The 21,091-nt window shown below is 36.3% G+C and carries 20 protein-coding genes; 18 read left to right on the top strand and 2 right to left on the bottom strand.

Annotated features, from left to right (window positions below; all coding sequences use genetic code 11):
• Positions 1 to 174 precede the first annotated feature (174 nt).
• The 10 genes from dnaX (at position 175) to dinB (ending at position 8,778) form a co-directional block, all read left to right on the top strand.
• Positions 175 to 2,052 carry a DNA polymerase III subunit gamma/tau gene (dnaX, locus tag RU96_RS00375; protein WP_071863572.1) on the top strand — a complete coding sequence of 626 codons (1,878 nt, stop codon included), beginning with the start codon at positions 175 to 177 and terminating at the stop codon, positions 2,050 to 2,052.
• A 25-nt stretch (positions 2,053 to 2,077) separates the two neighbouring features.
• Positions 2,078 to 2,392 carry a YbaB/EbfC family nucleoid-associated protein gene (locus RU96_RS00380; RefSeq protein ID WP_071863573.1) on the top strand — a complete coding sequence of 105 codons (315 nt, stop codon included), beginning with the start codon at positions 2,078 to 2,080 and terminating at the stop codon, positions 2,390 to 2,392.
• Between the two features lie 37 nt (positions 2,393 to 2,429).
• Positions 2,430 to 3,026 (top strand): recombination mediator RecR, encoded by a 597-nt coding sequence (recR, locus tag RU96_RS00385; protein WP_071863574.1) that lies wholly within the window; start codon positions 2,430 to 2,432, stop codon positions 3,024 to 3,026.
• A 60-nt stretch (positions 3,027 to 3,086) separates the two neighbouring features.
• The gene (tmk, locus tag RU96_RS00390; RefSeq protein ID WP_016172582.1) at positions 3,087 to 3,725 is read left to right on the top strand and encodes a dTMP kinase; all 639 of its coding nucleotides are present in this window, start codon (positions 3,087 to 3,089) and stop codon (positions 3,723 to 3,725) included.
• Between the two features lie 144 nt (positions 3,726 to 3,869).
• A complete protein-coding gene (locus RU96_RS00395) occupies positions 3,870 to 4,199 on the top strand; it encodes a cyclic-di-AMP receptor (RefSeq protein WP_071863575.1) in 330 nt (109 codons plus the stop codon).
• Positions 4,200 to 4,211: 12 nt separating this feature from the next.
• Positions 4,212 to 5,150: a DNA polymerase III subunit delta' gene (gene holB, locus RU96_RS00400; protein ID WP_071863576.1), complete on the top strand. Its 939-nt coding sequence runs from the start codon at positions 4,212 to 4,214 to the stop codon at positions 5,148 to 5,150.
• Positions 5,151 to 5,201: 51 nt separating this feature from the next.
• Positions 5,202 to 6,086, top strand: coding sequence for a PSP1 domain-containing protein (locus tag RU96_RS00405; protein ID WP_071863577.1), 885 nt, complete (start codon positions 5,202 to 5,204; stop codon positions 6,084 to 6,086).
• Entirely contained in the window at positions 6,073 to 6,414 is a 342-nt protein-coding gene (locus RU96_RS00410) for a DNA replication initiation control protein YabA (protein WP_071863578.1), read from the top strand. The genes RU96_RS00405 and RU96_RS00410 overlap by 14 nt, the downstream gene beginning before the upstream one ends.
• Positions 6,415 to 6,489: 75 nt before the next feature.
• On the top strand, positions 6,490 to 7,371 hold the full coding sequence (rsmI, locus tag RU96_RS00415) for a 16S rRNA (cytidine(1402)-2'-O)-methyltransferase (RefSeq protein WP_071863579.1): 882 nt from the start codon (positions 6,490 to 6,492) through the stop codon (positions 7,369 to 7,371).
• A 270-nt stretch (positions 7,372 to 7,641) separates the two neighbouring features.
• Complete coding sequence (dinB, locus tag RU96_RS00420) at positions 7,642 to 8,778, top strand: DNA polymerase IV (RefSeq protein WP_071863580.1); 1,137 nt, start codon at positions 7,642 to 7,644, stop codon at positions 8,776 to 8,778.
• A 166-nt stretch (positions 8,779 to 8,944) separates the two neighbouring features.
• Here dinB and nrdG read toward each other — a convergent pair whose 3' ends face one another.
• Together nrdG and nrdD are read right to left on the bottom strand one after the other, a co-directional pair.
• Positions 8,945 to 9,547 carry an anaerobic ribonucleoside-triphosphate reductase activating protein gene (nrdG, locus tag RU96_RS00425; protein ID WP_071863581.1) on the bottom strand — a complete coding sequence of 201 codons (603 nt, stop codon included), beginning with the start codon at positions 9,545 to 9,547 and terminating at the stop codon, positions 8,945 to 8,947.
• Between the two features lie 107 nt (positions 9,548 to 9,654).
• A complete protein-coding gene (gene nrdD, locus RU96_RS00430; protein ID WP_071863582.1) occupies positions 9,655 to 11,844 on the bottom strand; it encodes an anaerobic ribonucleoside-triphosphate reductase in 2,190 nt (729 codons plus the stop codon).
• Positions 11,845 to 12,265: 421 nt separating this feature from the next.
• On the opposite strand from nrdD, the gene RU96_RS00435 reads away from it, so the two are divergent.
• The 8 genes from RU96_RS00435 (at position 12,266) to RU96_RS00470 (ending at position 20,906) form a co-directional block, all read left to right on the top strand.
• Positions 12,266 to 13,033, top strand: a complete 768-nt coding sequence (locus RU96_RS00435) for an ABC transporter ATP-binding protein (protein WP_071863583.1) — start codon at positions 12,266 to 12,268, stop codon at positions 13,031 to 13,033.
• Positions 13,023 to 15,071: an ABC transporter permease gene (locus RU96_RS00440; RefSeq protein ID WP_071863584.1), complete on the top strand. Its 2,049-nt coding sequence runs from the start codon at positions 13,023 to 13,025 to the stop codon at positions 15,069 to 15,071. Before RU96_RS00435 ends, RU96_RS00440 begins: the two co-directional genes overlap by 11 nt.
• 192 nt (positions 15,072 to 15,263) lie before the next feature.
• Positions 15,264 to 15,413: a teichoic acid D-Ala incorporation-associated protein DltX gene (locus tag RU96_RS00445; RefSeq protein WP_016172570.1), complete on the top strand. Its 150-nt coding sequence runs from the start codon at positions 15,264 to 15,266 to the stop codon at positions 15,411 to 15,413.
• Positions 15,414 to 15,426: 13 nt separating this feature from the next.
• Positions 15,427 to 16,938, top strand: a complete 1,512-nt coding sequence (dltA, locus tag RU96_RS00450; protein ID WP_071863585.1) for a D-alanine--poly(phosphoribitol) ligase subunit DltA — start codon at positions 15,427 to 15,429, stop codon at positions 16,936 to 16,938.
• A complete protein-coding gene (dltB, locus tag RU96_RS00455; RefSeq protein ID WP_071863586.1) occupies positions 16,938 to 18,134 on the top strand; it encodes a D-alanyl-lipoteichoic acid biosynthesis protein DltB in 1,197 nt (398 codons plus the stop codon). Before dltA ends, dltB begins: the two co-directional genes overlap by 1 nt.
• A gap of 16 nt (positions 18,135 to 18,150) precedes the next feature.
• Positions 18,151 to 18,387, top strand: a complete 237-nt coding sequence (gene dltC, locus RU96_RS00460) for a D-alanine--poly(phosphoribitol) ligase subunit DltC (RefSeq protein ID WP_016172567.1) — start codon at positions 18,151 to 18,153, stop codon at positions 18,385 to 18,387.
• A 2-nt stretch (positions 18,388 to 18,389) separates the two neighbouring features.
• The gene (dltD, locus tag RU96_RS00465) at positions 18,390 to 19,649 is read left to right on the top strand and encodes a D-alanyl-lipoteichoic acid biosynthesis protein DltD (protein WP_071863587.1); all 1,260 of its coding nucleotides are present in this window, start codon (positions 18,390 to 18,392) and stop codon (positions 19,647 to 19,649) included.
• Positions 19,650 to 19,823: 174 nt separating this feature from the next.
• On the top strand, positions 19,824 to 20,906 hold the full coding sequence (locus RU96_RS00470) for a M42 family metallopeptidase (protein ID WP_071863588.1): 1,083 nt from the start codon (positions 19,824 to 19,826) through the stop codon (positions 20,904 to 20,906).
• Positions 20,907 to 21,091 lie beyond the last annotated feature (185 nt).

Consider the following 21,091-nt stretch of genomic DNA (forward strand, 5'->3'; position numbering starts at 1 on the left):
TTTCAAAAATTAAGAAAGCGTCTACTATAATAAAATTATAGCATAGTAACAAGCTGCTGCCTGCTTTGACGAAACAAGGTTTTAGAATTGATAAAAGAACACGTCAAAACTAGTTTTTTTGCTGAAAATTGCGTATAATAGAAAATAGTGAATTTAAAGAGAGTGAGGCAAAATATGGCCTATCAAGCCCTTTATCGTGTTTGGCGTTCTCAGCGTTTTGATGACGTAGTGGGCCAAGATGCGATTACGCAAACCTTAAAAAATGCGATTAGTCAACAAAAAATTTCACATGCATATTTATTTACTGGGCCCAGAGGAACAGGTAAAACCAGCGCAGCAAAAATTTTTGCCAAAGCAATTAACTGTCCGAATAGTCACGATGGTGAACCTTGTAATGAGTGTGAAAATTGTCGTGCTATCACAAATGGTCAGTTTGACGATGTAATTGAAATTGATGCAGCTAGTAATAATGGTGTGGACGAAATTCGTTTCTTAACAGAACGAGCGAATTATTCTCCAACTAAGGGAAAATATAAAGTTTATATTATCGATGAAGTGCACATGCTTTCTACTGGTGCTTTTAATGCGTTATTAAAAACGCTAGAAGAACCTAGAGAAAGTTTAGTCTTTATTTTAGCGACTACAGAACCGCATAAGATTCCAGCGACAATTATCTCTAGAACGCAGCGTTTTGACTTTAAACGAATTGATACAAGCGCAATCGTCGGTCGGATGGCGTATATTTTGGAAGAAAGTAATCAGCCCTACGAAGAGCAAGCCTTAGAAATTATTGCCCAAGCCGCAGAAGGTGGTATGCGGGATGCGTTGTCGATGTTGGATCAAGCTATTTCTTTTGCTGATGGTACGATTACTTTAGCGGATGTGATGGCAGTTACCGGTAGTTTGACCTATGAGATGATGGATCAACTTTTAGCTCAGTGCTTAAACCATGATGCCGCCGCTGCCTTAACTACTTTAGCGAATATCTTAGCAGAGGGAAAAGAAGCAAGACGGTTGATTGAAAATTTGTTAGTCTACTGTCGCGATTTACTGTTGTATCAAAAGGCACCCCAATTGCTAGAACAAAAGGCCGGCCATTTGACTGCCGAATTTAAACAATTAGCCCAGCAATTAAGTAGTCAACAAATTTTTTATTGGATTAAAACGTTAAATGAAACACAAAATGAGGTGCGTTTTACCAATAGCCCAACTATTTATTTAGAAGTCTGTATTGTAAAATTAGCAGAAAGTAAGCAACCTGAAGCAAATATATCTGTCATACCAAAAGAACAGACTGCTCAGCAACTAACGGTAGCTCACGATGAAACAGCTGCTGTCATTACTGAATTAAAGCAAAAAGTAGCGCAACTTGAAACAAGATTAAAACAGTTACAAGTAGCAGATAATCAAATAACCGTAGCTCCTAAAAAAACTACGGATCATACACCAAAACAAAAGCAAAATAATTTACGAGTTCCTCGTAACCAAGTGTTTACAATATTAAAAGCCGCAACTAAAGAGAATCTCCATCAAACGCAAAATGTTTGGGAAGATTTATTGGCAAGTTTACCGATTACCAAAAAAGCTGTCTTACGACAAGGCCAAGTTAGAGCAGCGAGCCCAGCAGGATTGGTGATTACTTTTGATTACGAAATTATCTGTCAAAAGGCGATCGATGACGAGGAAATGAGCCAATTAGTAGGGACAAATTTAAGTAAAATGATTCCAAATTATGCCCCGACGCCGGTCTATTTAACAAGTGCAAGTTGGCAAGATTTAAGACGAGAGTTTGTGACTGCTCAAAAAAATGGCAGCTTGTTGGCAGAAGACAGCAATGAAAAAAATGAGCAAGAAGAGGCCCAGCCAACCGCAAGTTCAACTGATTCAAAAGTTGAGAAGACAAAAAATAGTGTTTCTGATTTAGCGGAAGCGGGAATAGAAGATGATGATTTATTAAATCATCTCCCTCCTGAGGAGATGCCACTAGAAGACCCAGCCCAAAAAGCTGTAGCGTTATTTGGTGAAGATGTTGTAAAAGTAATTGATGATTAATTAAAAATTTAAAGGAGTGGTTGATATGATGCGTGGCATGGGAAATATGCAAGGCATGATGAAACAAGTACAAAAAATGCAAAAGGAAATGACCAAAGCACAAGCGGCTTTAAACGAAAAAGAATTTGTGGGTGTTTCCACCAATGAATATGTTAAAGCAACTTTTACAGGTGATCGCAAAATGATTGGGTTAACGGTCGTACCAGATGTCATTGATCCAGAAGATAGTGAAATGCTACAAGATTTAGTAATGATGGCGGTAAATGACGCGCTAACAAAAATTGAAAAAGAAACCGAACAAACGTTAGGTAAATATACTAAAGGCATGCCCGGATTTTAAAGCAAGTAATAGCCGTTTTAGCTAAGGAGAAATATGTATGCAATATCCAGAACCAATTGCCAAATTAATAGACAGTTATATGAAGTTGCCCGGAATTGGACAAAAGACCGCAACGCGCTTAGCATTTTATACCATTGATATGAAAGATGAAGTTGTCAATGAATTTGCCAAATCCCTCTTAAGTGTCAAACGCGATTTACATTTTTGTAGCATCTGTGGCAATATCACAGAAGAAGATCCTTGCCCCATTTGTTCGGATCAAAGTCGTGACCGTAGTACAATTTTAGTAGTGGAAGAGCCAAAAGATGTCATGGCAATGGAAAAGATGCGGGAATATCATGGGTTGTATCATGTTTTACACGGTGTTTTGTCACCAATGGAAGGAACAGGGCCAGAAGATATCAATGTTCCGAGCCTTTTAAAACGACTTCATGATGATGAAGTAAAAGAAGTAATTTTAGCAACAAATGCAACCACTGAAGGAGAAGCCACCGCAATTTATTTGTCACGCTTAATTAAACCGGCTGGCATTAAAGTAACGCGTTTAGCTCATGGCTTATCTGTTGGTAGCGATATTGAATACGCCGATGAAGTGACACTTTTAAAAGCTGTTGAGGGCCGGCGTGAGTTATAAAGTTTCAAATTTTATGTTTTTTTTGTACAATAATGTTAATCGATAATGGAGGACAAACTTGTGAATGGATTATTTATCACGATTGAAGGACCAGACGGCGCTGGCAAAACCAGTGTTGTTAATGAATTATTTCCTCGGATTCAGCTGATTGCCAAACGCGGCATCGTTAAAACGCGGGAACCTGGCGGTGTAAAAATCGCTGAAAAAATCAGAAAAATTATTTTAGACCCACGTAATGAAGAGATGGATGATCGGACGGAAGCTTTATTATATGCAGCTGCTAGACGACAACATTTAGTCGAAGTGATCATGCCGGCTTTAAATGCTGGTAAAATCGTGATTTGTGATCGTTTTGTGGATAGTTCTTTGGCTTATCAAGGAGCTGGACGCAGAATTGGTATTCCAGAAATTGCTAAGATTAATGAATTTGCAACAGAGGGTTTAAAACCAGATTTCACGCTTTATTTGGATGTTGATTCAGATACTGGTTTAAAACGAATCGAAAATTCGCGTCATGGTGAAGCAGATCGCTTGGAGATTGAAAGTTTAGAATTTCATCAACGCGTGCGACATGCTTATTTGAAATTAGCAGAAGAAGATCCTATCCGAATTCACAAAGTTGATGCCCGTATGAGTTTACAAGAAGTCGTCGATGCAAGTTTTACTGCTATTACAGAAGCGTATCCGCAGTTTTTTTAGTTCACCGTTAGGAAATGAAGGAAAATAGTTTTAAAGATAGTTGCGTGTTAATTATCTTTAAACTAAACCCGAAGTTAAGAGCGTTACTTGGGTAAACTTGAATGAGTAATTTGTGTAGTTTTTCCACTAAAAGGAGGCAGTTTTATGAAATTAATTATGGCGATTGTACAAGATAAAGATAGTAACCGTTTGGCAAATGAATTTATCGATAATAATATCCGCGCAACCAAATTATCTTCTACTGGTGGCTTTTTAAAAGCTGGTAACAGCACTTTTATTATCGGGATTGAAGATGAGCGGATGCAAGAAGCATTAGAGTTAATTAAAAAGACTTGTCAATCACGAAAACAATATGTTTCTACTCCAATGTCTTTAGATATTTCTTTAGATGGTCAAGTGCCTTATCCGGTGGAAGTTGAAGTCGGTGGCGCGACAGTGTTTGTTTTACCAGTTGAAGGATTTCATCAATATTAAGGAGCAAGGAAAATGACAGAGCAAGAATTTTTATTAAAAAATGAGCCTCATGTCTTTGCCCAAATAAAAAAAAGTGTCGAGCATGAGCGTCTGGCTCATGCTTATCTTTTTGAAGGGGAGACGGGAACAGGCAAACATCAGATGAGCTTGTGGCTAGCAAAACGTCTTTTTTGTACGAATGTAGTCGCAAATGAGCCCTGTAATGTATGCAATAACTGCACCCGAATTGCTTTAAATGAACACCCCAATGTGCAAGTAATTAAACCAGAAGGCCAAACGATTAAAGTAGATCAAATGCGGCGATTACAAGCAGAATTTGGCAAAAAAGGATTTGAGTCTAAACGTCAAGTGTTCATTATTTCCGATGCAGAAAAAATGAATCACAATGCAGCCAATAGTTTGTTAAAATTTTTAGAAGAACCCCAAGCAGGCCTATTGGCAATTTTAGAAACCAATGCGCTGGGACGTATTTTACCAACTATACAATCCCGTTGTCAGCTGATTCATTTTACTCCTCTATCAAAGGGACAATTGGTTGAAAGTTTAAAAACACAAGGGATCAAAGAACAAAGCGCACTTTTACTTGCAAGCCTTACCAATAGTTATGAAAAAGCGATTGAATTCTCATCAGATGAATGGTTTAATAGTGCTAAGGATGCTGTTTTAACTTGGCATCGTTACCTTGAAAAAGCCGATTTACAAGCTTTTATTTTTGTTCAAAAAAAACTGGTTCCCTTAGCAAAAGAAAAGGAACAACAATTTACATTATTTCAAATACTGTTGTTTTATTTTCGCAAGCAGCGGCAAAATGAGCTTGAGAACAAGCAAAGCTTACAAATAGTTAACCAAACGTTAGAACTTATTTTGCAAGCGGAACAAAAATTACGGGCAAATGTTGCCTTTCAAAATGTATGTGAACAATTGGTTTTGCGAATTGTTCGTCTTTCATAAAGTGTCTGGTTAATAAAAGACAGATAAACTTAAAGTAAGGGAGGGACTTTAATGGAAGTGGTAGGAGTCCGCTACAAAGAGGCTGGTCATGTCTATTACTATCGCCCTGGCAAACAGCAGGAATACCGATACGAAGAAAAAGTGATCGTTGAATCGCAACAAGTTAAATTATTGGCAGAAGTTGTTATTCCAAAAGTGGAAATTGACAGTGGTGATTTACCAGATGAAGTACTGCCGATTTTACATATTGCTTCAAACGAGGAACTACAACGGGCTGCTCAAAATGAAGAAGATGCCAAGGCGGCTTTTGCAATTGGTAAAAAGAAAATCCGGCAACATGAATTGGCGATGAAATTGGTTTCAGTGGAATATACGTTTGATCGTAGTAAGATGATTTTTTACTTTACAGCCGATGGTCGGATTGACTTTCGTGAATTGGTAAAAGATTTAGCAAGTGAATTTCGTACGCGGATCGAATTACGACAAATTGGTGTACGGGATGAAGCCAAAATATTAGGTGGAATTGGTCCGTGCGGTTGCCAGTTGTGTTGTTCAACTTTTTTAGGCGACTTTATCCCGGTTTCAATCAAGATGGCTAAAGATCAAGGGCTATCTTTAAATCCAACTAAGATTTCGGGCTTGTGCGGTCGTTTAATGTGTTGCTTGAAATATGAAAATGACGAGTACGAAGCGGCTAAAAAAGAATTACCAGATTATGGCAAAGAAATTAATACGCCAGATGGTAAGGGCAAAGTGATCGGTCTAAATTTATTAAGTCGAATTGTCAAAGTTCGCCTTTATCAAAAAGAAACACCAATGGAATATCATTATGATGAATTAAAAGATTTTGCGGCCCAACAAGTTGCTGTTAAAACAACAGCCCCAGCCGATGAAGCAAAAAAAGCAGGTGATGCCAGTGAGCATGGACAAACGTGATATTTATGATGGTTTAAGCAAGTTAGAATTAGATTTAGAAAGCTCATTGCAACAATTAACGGCAATGAAAGCAGCCTTACAAGAAATTGTTGAGAAAAATACGACACTCGAATTAGAAAATCAAAAGTTGCGGGAGTACTTACAAGAATTAAAAGAAGAAAACGCAGCAGAAGAAGTAAAACAAAGCATGTCCAAGTCTCGTATGAATTTAGAGAAAATTTATGAAGAAGGCTTTCATATTTGCCGTGAATCTTACGGTGCCAGAAGAGAAAATGATGAACAATGTGTTTTTTGTTTAGAAGTTTTATATCGAGAAAGTCAAAATTAAGTGATAAGGAATTGATTAAAGAGGATGTTTTCTTTTTTATCAATTCTTTTTCACTTTATGAAATGAGGGTAACAAGTGCAAAAACAAAGCAGTTTCAAAGGCAAACAATTAAGTGGCACACTTTATTTGGTGCCAACACCAATTGGAAACTTACAAGATATGACTTATCGTGCAGTCGAAACTTTGCGCACAGTAGAACTTATTGCCAGTGAAGATACACGTAATACGCAAAAGTTATTAAATCATTTTGAAATTACGACTTCCCAAAAAAGTTTGCATGAACATAATTTTAAAGAACGGGTGCCAGAGTTAGTGACACTACTAGAACAAGGTAAAAATATCGCCCAAGTAAGTGACGCGGGGATGCCTTCTATTAGTGATCCAGGTCATGAATTGGTGGTTGCTTGTATTAAAGCTAATATTCCAGTCGTTTCCCTGCCAGGTCCTACTGCTGGTTTAACAGCTTTAATTGCTTCTGGTTTATCTCCACAACCAAATTATTTTTATGGCTTTTTACCTCGCAAAAAAAATGAGCAGGTTAAGGAGTTAACAACTTTAAAAAATGAAGGGGCCACTTTAATTTTTTACGAATCGCCACATCGTTTAAAACAAACGGTTAAGACAATAAGTGAAGTGTTTGGTAACCGCCAAGCTGTCGTTTGTCGAGAATTAACCAAAGTACATGAAGAATATTTAAGGGGAACTTTAGCGGAGCTGACGGATTATTTGAGCGAAAATCCAATTAAAGGGGAGTGCTGTCTAATGGTGGCAGGTTTTGATGGCCTTGAAGCTACACCAATAGCACCTTCTGAATTGACTCTTAAACAACAAGTACAAGCTTTAGTTACTGAAGGTATAAAACCTAATGCGGCAATTAAAACCGTGGCTCAAAACAATCAAATTAAAAAGCAAGTCGTCTATAAAGCCTATCATGAAATTGAAGCACCAGCAGAATAAATCTGCTGGTTTTTTTATGAGCCGAGAAAAAAGACACTTTTTCACAAAGCAAAGCGATGTTCAGACTTAAGGATTCATTTAATCAAACTTTAGAGCAGTCAGTTGGAATCTCGAGAAAGCGATGATTAAATTATTCAGGTTTTTGGCTTATTTATTATCCCTTTAAGACGGAAAGATTATATTCAGCTTTTAATTAGTTTACTAAAAAGCTAGAGGTTGCGAACGTTTGTTTGGGCTAGTATAATGGTAGGAGCTAAGGAGGGTGGACTGATGGCAGAATTACAGTTTCCGTTAAAAAATGATACTAGTCGTAAAATTATTCATATTGATATGGATGCTTTTTTTGCTTCTGTGGAAGAAAGGGATCATCCCGAATTGGCACAACATCCTTTAGTAATTGCTCGCCACCCCAGTGATACTGGCGGCAAAGGCGTTGTAACTACTGCTAATTATGAAGCACGAAAGTACGGTATTCATTCGGCTATGAGTGCGCAAAAAGCCTACGAACTTTGTCCCCATGCTATTTTTGTACCAGGTAATCACGAAAAATATCGCCTAGTTTCAAATGAAGTGCGGGAGATATTTGCGAAATATACCGATGTGATTGAACCTGTTTCAATTGATGAAGCCTATCTGGATGTGACACAAAATAAAATCAATAGTTATTCTGCTGTAAAAATTGCACGCTTAATTCAGCGGGATGTGTGGCAAAAAGTTCATCTTACTTGTTCAGCTGGTGTCAGTTATAATAAATTTTTGGCCAAATTGGCTTCTGATTTCATGAAACCCCAAGGAATTACCGTTATTCCACCGCGGGATGCCCAGGAATTTTTAAAAGCACTTCCCATTGAAAAATTTCACGGTGTTGGGAAAAAAACAGTACCGAAAATGCATGAAATGGGAATTTTTACCGGAGCTGATTTGTTTGAAAAAACAGAAATGGAGTTAATCCAATCTTTTGGGAAAATGGGTTATTTTTTATATCGTAAAGTACGGGGAATTCACGATTCACCGGTAGCTGTCAAAAGAGAGCGAAAGTCAGTCGGAAAAGAACATACTTACGGTAAGCCATTAACAACTGAAGATGCTGTTTTGTCCCAATTACGCCAACTCTCTGAAAAAGTAGCAGCGGCCTTAAAGAAAAGTGGCAAACATGGGCAAACACTGGTTTTAAAAGTTCGCTATGCTGGTTATGAAACGGTGACTAAAAGAAAAACATTGCCGACTTATTTAGCTGATAAACAAGCTATTTTTTCTCAGGCGAGTTTAATATGGGAAGAAGTTGCCGGGCTTGAAAAGGGGATTCGTTTATTAGGAATTACGGTGACAAATTTAGATCCCATAACATTTGAGAATCTCACATTACCTTTGTGGGATGAAGTGATAGAAGAAGAGAAAAAGGAATAAATTAGGATAAGAGTTAGCTTGCCGGCGTGTCACTAGGCAAAAAAGTCGTTAAAAGTATAAATAAGTTTTGGCTATTATAGCGTTTAGCTGCATTATTTTTTATGGTGAGGACAAAACAAAAAGACAATAGAAAAGCTATTGTCTTTTTTTTGTAATTTAAGCTTGATTAGATTAAATCTTGTTTTTTTATCTGTTCAAAACTTTCTGTAGCGTCATGACATTTTTCCCAAATCACAGCTTTATTTAAAGCGAGGGATTTTTTTACATCAATAATGCGTTGATTACTACTGCCACGAAATTGTAAATTTAAATTTCGCTTAGCTAATTCAAAACGCCCATCTACTAAAATGTCAATTTTACTTAATAACTCTAATTTATCGTCTGTTTCTTGTAAAAGTTCTTCAAATGTATAGCCAGACCAACTCCAAATATCTTTTTTTGTGCCAAATTCCTTTTGTACCCGATTAACTACTTGCAGGCACACGGCGGTATTTAAAAAAGGTTCACCACCTAGTAAAGTGAGACCTTGAACATAATCATGCGCTAAGTCTTTGATGATTTGATCTTCTAGTTCTTTTGTAAAAGGAGTACCATAATTGAATCTTTGAACGGCTTTGTTAAAGCAGCCCTCACAAGCAAACAGACAGCCACTGACATATAGACTATTGCGAACACCTTCGCCATCTACAAAGTTAAATGCTTTATAATCGGCTATATAATTTTTACTATAGTGACTTGCTTGCCACTCTTTGGGCTTAGGATTGCGCATAAAAATGCCTTCTTTCTTTCAAGTGAACCAATTACATGTAATTTAAAAGAGAATAACCCGAATCATAACCGTGGTGCTCGTGTTATTCTAATTTTTTATCTACTCGATTATTTCATGTGTTTTACCCGAGAAGAAATCTCTTTGTGACGACCATGAACCATTGGGCGCGCTTGTGGATTTCCTAAGTAACCACAAGTTCGTTTGACTACATCACACGTTTTAGGATCGTGATTGCCGCATTGTGGACATTCAAAACCACGCTCGGTTGGTGTAAAGTCGCCTTCAAAACCACATTCATAACAGTGATCAATCGGTGTGTTAGTTCCAAGATAACCAACTTTATCATAAGAATAATCCCAAACAGCTTCTAAGGCTTTTGGATTTTGTTGCAACATTGGGTATTCGCAGTAATGAATAAAACCACCTGAACAATATTTAGGATAATCTTTTTCAAAATCTAATTTTTCAAATGGTGTGGGATTTTTCCGCACATCATAATGGAAACTATTGGTGTAGTATTCTTTATCGGTCACATTTTCTACTAGACCAAATTTTTCAGTATCCAAACGACAGAAACGGTCAGTTAAGCTTTCGCTAGGGGTAGAGTAAACACTAAAATGGTAACCATATTCATTGCCCCAATCATCGGCATGTGCTTTTAATGATTTCACGATATTTAAAGTGAATTCTTTAGCTGCAGGATTATTTTCCCAAGTACCACCATAAAATGTTGAGGCAACTTCATATAGCCCAATATAGCCCAATGAAACAGTAGCCCGTTTATTTTTGAATAGTTCATTAACAGCATCTGTACGGCTTAATCGTTTCCCAAAAGCTCCATACATGTATAAAATTGGCGCATTGGCGGGAATTGCTTCTTTACACCGTTCGACACGATAAACTAGAGCATCTTTGACAGTTGCGAGACGTTCTTCTAAAATTGACCAGAATTTTTCTTCATCACCGGCAGCCTCTAAAGCAATACGCGGTAAGTTTAACGTCACGACACCTAAGTTCATGCGTCCAACATTTACTTCTTTGCCGTTTTCATCTTGCCAGCCTTGTAAAAAGGAGCGGCAACCCATCGGCACTTTAAAACTTCCTGTTAATTCCACGATTTTATCGTAATTTAAAATATCTGGATACATCCGTTTTGTGGCACATTCTAAAGCTAATTGCTTAATATCATAATTGGGATCAGTTGGATCAGAATTTATCCCTTTTTTAATTGAGAAAATCAATTTAGGGAAAATAGCTGTCCGTTTTTCACTACCTAAACCGTTGATGCGAATTTGTAGGATAGCCCGTTGAATTTCTCGTTCAAACCAGTTAGTGCCCAGACCAAAACCAAGTGAGGTAAAAGGTGTTTGGCCGTTTGAAGTAAATAGTGTATTAATTTCATATTCTAGACTTTGCATAGCATCGAAAATATCTTTTTTCGTTTTTGCTTTAGCATATTCTTCTCGTCGGTCAGGATTTTCAATCCATTCTAGAGCATCATTTAAATGTTTTTGGTAATTGAGTTGAGCAAAGGGCGCTAATAATTCGTCAGTACGATCAGCCGAACAGCCACCATATTGACTTGAAGCGACATTTGCAATAATTTGTGAAATTTGGGCAGTCGCTGTTTGAATCGATTTTGGCGACTCTACTTCAGCATTACCAATTTTAAAACCATTATTTAACATGCCTTTAAAATCAATTAAACAACAATTTGTCATTGGTGTATAAGGGTGATAATCTAAATCATGATAGTGGATATCACCTTTTTGATGGGCATTTGCGACATGTTTTGGTAACATTTTTAAGCCGATTGATTTACCCACAATGCCAGCTGTTAAATCACGTTGGGTATTAAAGACGTTGCTGTCTTTATTGGCGTTTTCATTAACGACACTTTGATCTTTATTAATTAAACGGCCGATTGTAAAATTAATGTCTGTTGCTTTACTGCGATCAAAATCACGGCGGGTCCGGTAGTTAATATAAGCTTCCGCCAGTTCATATTCGCCTTTTTCAAGGAGGATGTGTTCAACGATATTTTGGATTTCATAAATTTTCACGTCAGTAGTAAAGCGTTGACCGATTTCCGCATCGATGCGTTCCACTATTTCTAACAGACGTTCATGATCGATTGGAGAAAGCTCGCCATGAATTTGCCGTTTAGCCTTCACTAATGCATCGTAAATTTTTTGATCATCAAAGTCCATTAACCGTCCGTCTCTTTTGATGATTTTAATCGTCTGTAATTGCGGATGTAAATTATTTATGCGTAAATCATTTTTTAAATCCATCATCTTACCCACTCCTTTATTTCTTCACTTCCAAATTGTTTGTCCTTATTTTTACTAAACAATTTGGTCTAAAAAGGCTTTGTTTGTGCCCTTACTCACATAATATGATAGCGGAAAAAGAAGTAAGGTGCAACCAAAAGCATAACAATATATAGTGTCCTTGTGTTTGTTTATTATAATTTAACACTATATATAGTGTATAAAAAATATGTAAAAATTTTGAAAGCAGATAGGGAAGGGATTTTGATATTTATAAAAAATTAAAAGTTGTATAAAAAAAGAATTGGATGAAAGAAAAAGTTTTTATTTAAAAATTTTCTTTGGCTTAAGTTAAAAACTGCGTATTTAAAACAGCTTATGCTACGATAGAGAAAAAAGTGACCTTAACCTTAAATTATTTTGCATAAAGACTAGAGGGGACAATATGAAAAAGATAATTGAAGTAAAACATTTGAGTAAAACTTATGGTAATCGCATGAATCAAACCCAAGTTTTAGATAATTTGTCCTTTAGTGTAGACGAAGGAGAATTTGTTGGCATTATGGGCCCAAGTGGAGCAGGCAAAACGACTTTAATGAATATTTTAGCCTCAATTGCCTTGCCTACTTTTGGAACGGTAAAAGTAGCTGGACAAGATTTAACTGCCTTAAAAGAAGATCAGCTGAGTGATTTTCGCCGGAAAGATTTAGGTTTTATTTTTCAAGAGTTCAACTTACTGCCGACTCTTACTGCTAAAGACAACATTGTCTTACCTTTAGCGATTGATTTTTTAAAATTGGAAGAAATTGAAAAAAGAGTGTCAGAAGCAGCTGATTTATTGGGTATTAAAACAATTTTACAACGCTATCCTGATGAATTATCTGTAGGGCAAAGACAACGTGTAGCTGCTGCAAGGGCGTTAGTCGTCCGGCCACGCATTATTTTTGCCGATGAGCCCACCGGTGCACTTGATTCAAAATCTGCCACCGAGTTGTTGTATTATTTAAGTGAATTAAACCAAAAACAGAATAAAACGATTTTAATGGTCACCCATGATCCTTACACTGCCAGTTATTGTAATCGGATTTTGTTTATTAAAGATGGTGTCTTTTTTTCTGAGGTTGTCAAAAGAGGAAGTAGGCAAGAATTTTTTGAACAAGTAATTGATATGCAAGCAACCTTAGGAGGCGGGGGACGGCGCAATGCTTTATAAATTATCTTGGCGAAGCTTTTTAAAACAGTTTCGCAGCTACGGTATTTATTTAATTAGTATTACGATGGCGGTAATGATCTATTATTCTTTTAATGCCATGACCCATGATCAACCGTTGACTAAAAGAGCGGCTCAAGATATTAAAATTGAAAACATTTTAACCGTGGGAAGCTTTTTTGTTATCGTTATGATGGTCTTTTTTGTTTTAAGTGCCAATCGCTTTTTTATTACAAAGCGGCAACAAGAAGTCGCACTTTATCAATTATTTGGAATGAAGCGTCGACGCATTATTTTTCAATCTTTAGTCGAAATTTTTGCTTTAAATTTACTGGCTTTTTTACTTGGAATTGGTTTTGGGGTGATTTTTTCCAAGCTTTTTTCCATGATTTTAGTTAAAGCAATGGCACTAGATGTGACGAGTTCTTTGTTTTTTTCTTGGCAGTCTGTTTACGTGACAGCGGCTGTTTTCATCTTTGTTTTTATTATTAGTGCTGTTCAAAACGTAATGGTTTTATCAAAAAAACAAGTAGACGGTGTGTTTTCAGCGAAATCTTCTTTTGACTTACAAAAGTTAAAAATAAAACCTTATGAAATTAGTTTAGGAATATTTAGCCTGTTGCTAATTATTAGCGCCTATTTGGTGGCCTTTTTTATCCGGCCCTTAACGTTTCGCTTTGTTTCCATAAGTGAAAGTTTTTCGATTTTATTTTGGTTGCCTGGAGGGATTTTACTTGCTTGTATTATAGGAACCTATTTATTTTATCGCTATGGTTTAAAAACAATTTTTTATTTTTTAGATAAGAAAAAGAGCCGTTATTATGGCTTGAATTATTATGAACGAAGTCGGGGCTTAGTTGCAATCTTAAAAAATTGGCGCTCATTGGCATTAGTCACTCTTTTAACGGCATTAGCGATTGCATTAATTGGGGGTGCGATTTCTTTAGTTAGTATTCAAAGTCAGGTAAGTCAAAATGAAACACCAACTGATTTCCAAATCCACACTAATGAATTAGCTAAACTTAAAAAGATTATAAAAGATAATGATGGGAAAATAACTACTAGTCAAAATTTACATTATAAAGTGACTGCAGGACGTTTTTCTTTAAAATTATTCAGTAGCGAAGCGATAAATCGATTTAATCTTATCAACATTTTAAAGCTAAGTGATTACCAAAAATTTCAAGAGAAACATGATGATTTACCTAAAATTGATTCATTGAAAAATAATAGCGGTGTGCTATTTAGTTATGATTATGTTCTTTACAATAGTGTGGGTGAAGTAGGACGAAAAGTGACGTTACCAAATGGCATGGCCATGACAGTACAACATTTTTATTCTGATTTATTGGGGGACTCTTTATTGCGCTACAATGCAGGAGTGTTGGTTTTACCTGATGCACAATTTGAGGCTATTCAAGGTGTTACGTATACCATTGCCATGGTAAATGTTAAGACAAAAGATGAAGAAAAGCTCGCCAATGCTGTGGAAAAAGAATTAAACTCAGACTGGGGAAATGATATTTATTATGATTTTTCATATCAAGCGGGTTATTTAAAAGGTGATATTACTACAAAGGCATTAAAAAATACCATCCCGCAAACATTTACCGGTAATTATTCTCGTCTAAATCATACAAGTCGCTTTCCGATTGTCCGCCGCGCGACCAGAGAAGCGGGAATTTTTATGTATGTGGCGACTTTTCTTGGCATGATTGCATCGATTACGACAGCTGCGATTGTCATGTTACGGCAGTTATCAGAAGTGGAAAATGGCAAAAAAGATTTCTTGTTACTCCAAAAATTAGGTGTTAGTCGCAAACAAATGAAAAGAAATCTATATTATCAAAACGCTTGGATATTTGCACCACCAGTGTTATTGGTTTCTGGACATGCAGGCTTTGCCATTTACACTTGGTCGCAGTTTGTGACAACGGGTAGTTACTGGTTAGCTTATTTATTTTGTGGGATTGTGGCGGTCATCTATTTTATTGCCTATATTTTAACCGTCAAATTTTTCTTGCACAGTTGGGAAAGTTAAACTGATAAGAATTAAATAAAAAAATAAACTAAGAAATAAAACGTTTGGACTTAGTCTGACGTTTTTATTTCTTAGTTTTTTTGTAAGCACTTAAGTGACGAAAGTGTTAGATTCTTATTTTTAGTGTAAGCCAGAAACATGTTTTATTTTAAATAAGTCCTCTATACTGAGGCTGAAAAGGAGAGAGTGAGCATGAAAAATTGGTTGCATAAAGAAAGCACACATTACTGGTTAACTTTTATTGGCAAAACGCTCTTTTACTTCTGTGTCTTACTTATTTTGATTTATTTGTATCATTACAAAAATATTCAAGGTGGCACGTTTATTTACAACGAATTTTAAGAGGTGAGTGCAAATGACTGTAACAAATATTATTGAACAAATTGATTCTTGGGGAGCAACTGAACCTAATCGAATTGCTTATATTGCTGAAAAAAAGTATACCTATGGTCAGTTAAAAGATTGGTCAGATCAACTTGCCACTTTTTTAAGTGAAAAATTGATAGGGCGCAAACCGATTGTCGTCTATGGTGATTTAGAGTTTGAAATGCTAGCAGCTTTTTTAGGTGCCAGTAAAGCGGGGCATGCCTATATTCCGATTGAAGCCAATACGCCAAATGATCGGGTTGAGTTAATTTTAAAAGTCGCTCAGCCTGACTTAGTTATTAGTGTAGAACCGTGGCCTGAAATTGCCACAAATTGTGAAGTTTTAAACCCTGAAGAACTAAAAACTGTTTTTAAGGGAAAAAGAACTTTGCCAACATTTGAAAGTGTCAAAGGTGATGAAAATTACTATTTAATTTTTACTTCTGGCACAACTGGAATACCAAAAGGCGTGCAAATTAGTCACAGTAACTTATTATCTTTTGTGAATTGGACTTTGACAGATTTTGTTTTACCAGAAAATAGTAGATTTTTATCCCAAGCACCGTATTCTTTTGATCTATCGGTCTTTGATGTTTATCCAGCACTATGTTCAGGGGGTTCACTGGTCCCACTGAAAAAAGAAGTAATCAATGATTTTAAAACATTGTTTGCAACTTTACCCAAATTAGCTTTAGAAGTTTGGGTTTCTACGCCTTCTTTTATGGATATATGTTTAATGGAAAAAGAATTTAATGCCCAAAATATTCCCAGCTTAACGACCTTTATCTTTTGTGGTGAAGAGTTAACTAAAAAGACGGCGCAAAGTTTATTGGAACGTTTCCCTAACGCTCATATTTATAATACTTATGGTCCAACTGAAGCAACAGTAGCGATTTCAGGTGTGGAAATTACACCAGCATTATTAGCGCAAGTCGATCGTTTACCGATTGGCTATATAAAAGAAGATACAACAGTTACAATCATGGAAGAAGACAAAGTTCTTGCCGCTGGTGAGGTGGGAGAGATTGTCATTTCTGGTCCTAGTGTCTCAAAAGGCTACTTAAATAACCCAGAAAAGACCGCGCAAGCATTCTTTTGGTTAGATGATAAATGGGCATATCGTACCGGCGATGCGGGAAGTTTACCTGCAGATGGCTTATTGCGGTATGAAGGGCGAATGGACTTTCAAGTAAAGCTACATGGTTATCGGATTGAATTAGAAGATGTTGATCATCATTTAAATCAAGTTTCCCTTGTAAAACAAGCAACAGTCGTGCCTAAATATCAAGATCATAAAGTCCAACAATTAGTAGCCTTTGTTGTTGCAAATGAAAATAATTTTGCCAAAGAATTTCAATTAACAAAAGCGATTAAAGCGGAATTAGCTGAAGGTGTTATGGATTACATGATTCCCCAACGCTTTGTCTATGTAGAGCAACTACCTCGGACTGCTAATGGCAAAATCGATCGCAAAGGCTTGATAAATGAGGTGAACGGCTAATGGTCTTTCCTCATAGTATTCCTTACGCAGATCCAAAATACTTTTTGTTACTGCTAATTGCGCTTATTCCGTTAATTTTGAGTATGTTAATTGCTGGTAAGAGACCTAATTGGTACCAAAGTTTAGTGACGTTGTTTTTCTTATACGTCAGTTTTGGTGGTGCCAGTTGGCATCAAGGTGTGGCGTTAATACTTTATGTTGTTTGGCAGACACTATTAGTTTATGCGTACTTTTCCTATCGCCAGCACAAAAATAGTAGCGGCATTTTTTACGGTGCAGTCTTTTTAGCAATTTTACCTTTAGCAATTACGAAGGTGGTGCCGTTTTTTAATGGTGGACATAGTTCAATATTAGGATTTTTGGGTATTTCTTATTTAACCTTTAAGTCAGTACAGATGATTATGGAAACAAGAGATGGCATGATTAAATCTTATAAGGTTTGGCACTACATCCAATTTCTTTTGTTTTTTCCAACCATTTCATCAGGGCCGATTGATCGCTTCCGCCGTTTTGATAAGGACTTAGACAATCCGCCGACACCAGAAAAATATGTCGATTTATTAGGTACGGGAGTTCATCGTATCTTTGTAGGCTTCTTGTATAAGTTTATTATCGGTTATTATTTTGGCTCAGTTTTATTACCGCCAATTGAACGGGCGACTTTGATTCATGGCGGTATTTCTTGGGCGTTAGTTGGCTATATGTATGTTTATAGTATGGATTTATTCTTTGATTTTGCCGGGTATAGTTTATTTGCAGTTGGGATTAGTAATATTTTAGGTTATGAAACCCCAATGAACTTTAATAAGCCATTTTTAGCTTGGAATATTAAAGAATTTTGGAATCGTTGGCACATGACGCTGTCTTTTTGGTTCCGTGATTATATTTATATGCGTTTAATGTTTACTTTATTAAAAAAGAAAGTTTTTAAAAGTCGTATCGTAGCATCAAATGTTGGTTATTTTGCCCTTTTCTTGATTATGGGAATTTGGCATGGCTTAGCTTGGTACTACATTGTTTATGGTATTTACCATGCAACGCTGATTTGTTTAACAGATGCGTGGTTACGTTTTAAGAAAAAACACAAAAACTTACCATCGAACAAGTTTACGCATGCGCTTGCTATCTTTTTAAATTTTCAAGCAGTATGTTTTAGTTTTATGATTTTTTCAGGTATTTTAAATAAATTAATGTAAAAGAGGAGAATGAACAATGAAAGACACAGTATTAGATATTTTAGAAGAAATTACCGGGACAGATGAAGTCAAACAAAATTTGGATGTCAACTTATTTGATGAAGGTTTAATGGATTCAATGGCGACAGTTCAATTACTAGTAGAATTAGAAGGACAATTAGATGTTCAAGTACCTGTTTCAGAATTTGACCGTGAAGAATGGGATACACCAAATAAAATTATTGCTAAAGTTTCTGAATTAAAAGGAAACTAGTGATGAAAAAAAAGCTTCTTGCTATCTTTGGGCCGCTTATAGCAGCTACGGTCCTGCTGGCACTGTTTTTCTTTTCACCGTTTAAAATTAACGATGAAAATAAAGACTTATGGGCCCAAGCTAGCAGTTCGATGTCAGGCAATATTTTACGCGGCAACTCGATTAAAAACGAAGCCGTGAAATCTGGGGAGTATGTGCCATTTTTTGGTTCTTCGGAATTAAGCCGGATCAGTCCTTTTCACCCTTCAGTTTTAGCTAAGAAATACCAGCGTAACTATACACCATTTTTACTTGGTGCACCTGGCACACAATCTTTAACCCAATATATGATGATGCAGTCTTTTGGTAATGACTTAAAAGATAAAAAAGTAGTCTTTATCATTTCACCGCAATGGTTTGTTAAAGGGGGAATTAAACGAGCTTATTTTGACGCTTATTTCTCTGAGCTACAAACTTATACTTGGGCTGTCAAATTAGATAAAATTTCTGAAACAGACAAATATTTAGCTACTCGATTATTGGCTTATGAAAAAGTCGATCATGATGAAACGCTTCGTTTAATGTTAAAAGAAATTGCTAATGGAAAATTACCAGCTGCTAAACAAGTGGATGTTGCCAAATTTCATATCAACATGTTGAATCGGGAAGATGAACTTTTTAGTGAAATTGGTTTAGTATCTAAAAATGGCCAAATTGACCACCAAGCAAAGAAATTACCTGAAGTTTACAATGAACAAAAACTAGATGAGCAAGCACAAAAAATTGGTCAAAAGGCAACTTCAAATAATGACTTTGCAATTGAAAATAAGTTTTATAGTCGGCGAATTAAACCACGTTTGAAAAAATTTGCTGATTCCCAAGCCAATTGGGACTATCGTTATTCCAAAGAATTTTCCGATTTTCAATTAGTCTTAGATCAACTGGCAAAAGAAAATACGCAAGCACTTTTCATTATTCCTCCAATTAATGGCAAGTGGAGTGAATATACCGGTTTGTCGCAAAATATGTTGCAAGAATTTAGTAAAAAGATAACCTATCAGCTACGTTCGCAAGGGTTTAATCATATTGCTGATTTTACCAATAAAGATCATGAACCCTATTTCATGACTGACACCATTCATTTGGGTTGGCGCGGTTGGTTAGCAGCAGATCAATATATTAAACCATTTTTGGAAAATACCACTTCAAGTCCAACTTATCATTTAAATAATTACTTTTATTCAAATGGTTGGCAAAATCAAAATCCAGCAACCATTAAGTAATAAAAGCGGAATAGATTTTTAGTATCCTAGTAATAAGGCGAAATCTTGATAAAAAATATAATCATTTTATTTGTAAATGACGCAGTAGTTCGGTTTCCACTGAACTACTGTTTTTTATAATGCCTCATGTTATAATCAGAGGCGTAATAATTAATGCTAGGAGTGGCAGTGCACATGGATAAAAGTGAAGAGCAGTTACTGATTGAACTGACCTCAGCTAGAGGGGTTCCAGGTAATGAAGATGAAGTTCGTGAGGTTTTTAAAAAATATGCGGCACCTTTTGCAGAAGATATTTCTTTTGATGGGTTAGGTAGTGTGATCGCAAAACACGTCGGTGAAGGCGGTGGCCCTAAAATTTTTATTTCAGGGCATATGGATGAAGTTGGTTTTATGGTGACAAAAATTACTGAGCAAGGTTTTATTGAATTTCAAACATTAGGTGGCTGGTGGAGTCAAGTTATGTTAGCCCAACAAGTTGAAATTAAAACCCAAGCAGGTAAATTAATTCGTGGTGTAATTGGTTGTAAACCACCGCACGTTTTAACACCAGAAGCTAGAAAACAACCTTATGAAATTAAAGATATGTTTATTGATATTGGTGCTACAAGCCAAAAAGAAGCACAAGAGTGGGGAATTCGTCCAGGCGATATGATTACGCCTTATATCGAATATGAACGTTTAAACGGCGGTAAATTTTTACTAGCTAAAGCATGGGATAACCGAGTGGGAACTGCTGTTTCATTACGTGTTTTAGAAAATCTAGCTAAAGAGGGCCATCCAAATTGTCTTTTTGCCGGTAGTGACGTGATGGAAGAAGTCGGTTTAAGAGGAGCTAGAACGAGCACGCATTTAGTTAATCCAGATATTGCGCTTGCGTTAGATACAGGTACTGCTGGCGATACTCCTGGTATGACACCAAAAGAAGCAGATTCCAAATTAGGGGCAGGACCACAAGTCTTAATTTTTGATGCTTCAATGGTACCGCATAAAAAATTATTGAATTTTGTCGTTAATGTAGCAGAAGAATTGGAAATTCCATTCCAATACACTGTTATTACCGGTGGAGGTACCGATGCTGGACAAATGCATCTAACTCGTGATGGTGTGCCATCACTAGCCATTACAGTACCAGTGCGCTACTTGCACTCGCATACTTCAATTATTCATGAAGATGATTATTTAAATACGGTTAAATTAGTCACAGAGGTTGTCCGTCGTTTAGACGATGAAGCGGTCAAAAATATTCGTAGCTATTAACCTTACATGAATAAAAAATAGCCTTTAAAAAGGCGTGAAATGGGTTATATCATCATAAAATTGTCAAAAGGCTTCCCCACAAAAGTTGGTGAAGCCTTTTTGCCGATTAAAAACTAAGAATATACTTGTTAAAGGAATTATTTCGTGAAAAGATAAAATTGTGCTAGCATAAGCATAAAAGAAAA

Origin of the sequence: Enterococcus canintestini (genome assembly GCF_001885735.1) — a bacterium.
GTDB classification, from domain to species: domain Bacteria; phylum Bacillota; class Bacilli; order Lactobacillales; family Enterococcaceae; genus Enterococcus_C; species Enterococcus_C canintestini.

Bases quoted from the DNA above. Each gene is read 5' to 3' on its own strand.
- dnaX (WP_071863572.1), top strand. From the start codon at position 175: ATGGCCTATCAAGCCCTTTATCGTGTTTGGCGTTCTCAGCGTTTTGAT.
- RU96_RS00380 (WP_071863573.1), top strand. From the start codon at position 2,078: ATGATGCGTGGCATGGGAAATATGCAAGGCATGATGAAACAAGTACAA.
- recR (WP_071863574.1), top strand. From the start codon at position 2,430: ATGCAATATCCAGAACCAATTGCCAAATTAATAGACAGTTATATGAAG.
- RU96_RS00395 (WP_071863575.1), top strand. From the start codon at position 3,870: ATGAAATTAATTATGGCGATTGTACAAGATAAAGATAGTAACCGTTTG.
- holB (WP_071863576.1), top strand. From the start codon at position 4,212: ATGACAGAGCAAGAATTTTTATTAAAAAATGAGCCTCATGTCTTTGCC.
- RU96_RS00405 (WP_071863577.1), top strand. From the start codon at position 5,202: ATGGAAGTGGTAGGAGTCCGCTACAAAGAGGCTGGTCATGTCTATTAC.
- RU96_RS00410 (WP_071863578.1), top strand. From the start codon at position 6,073: ATGGACAAACGTGATATTTATGATGGTTTAAGCAAGTTAGAATTAGAT.
- dinB (WP_071863580.1), top strand. From the start codon at position 7,642: ATGGCAGAATTACAGTTTCCGTTAAAAAATGATACTAGTCGTAAAATT.
- nrdG (WP_071863581.1), bottom strand. From the start codon at position 9,547: ATGCGCAATCCTAAGCCCAAAGAGTGGCAAGCAAGTCACTATAGTAAA.
- nrdD (WP_071863582.1), bottom strand. From the start codon at position 11,844: ATGATGGATTTAAAAAATGATTTACGCATAAATAATTTACATCCGCAA.
- RU96_RS00435 (WP_071863583.1), top strand. From the start codon at position 12,266: ATGAAAAAGATAATTGAAGTAAAACATTTGAGTAAAACTTATGGTAAT.
- RU96_RS00440 (WP_071863584.1), top strand. From the start codon at position 13,023: ATGCTTTATAAATTATCTTGGCGAAGCTTTTTAAAACAGTTTCGCAGC.
- RU96_RS00445 (WP_016172570.1), top strand. From the start codon at position 15,264: ATGAAAAATTGGTTGCATAAAGAAAGCACACATTACTGGTTAACTTTT.
- dltA (WP_071863585.1), top strand. From the start codon at position 15,427: ATGACTGTAACAAATATTATTGAACAAATTGATTCTTGGGGAGCAACT.
- dltB (WP_071863586.1), top strand. From the start codon at position 16,938: ATGGTCTTTCCTCATAGTATTCCTTACGCAGATCCAAAATACTTTTTG.
- dltC (WP_016172567.1), top strand. From the start codon at position 18,151: ATGAAAGACACAGTATTAGATATTTTAGAAGAAATTACCGGGACAGAT.
- dltD (WP_071863587.1), top strand. From the start codon at position 18,390: ATGAAAAAAAAGCTTCTTGCTATCTTTGGGCCGCTTATAGCAGCTACG.
- RU96_RS00470 (WP_071863588.1), top strand. From the start codon at position 19,824: ATGGATAAAAGTGAAGAGCAGTTACTGATTGAACTGACCTCAGCTAGA.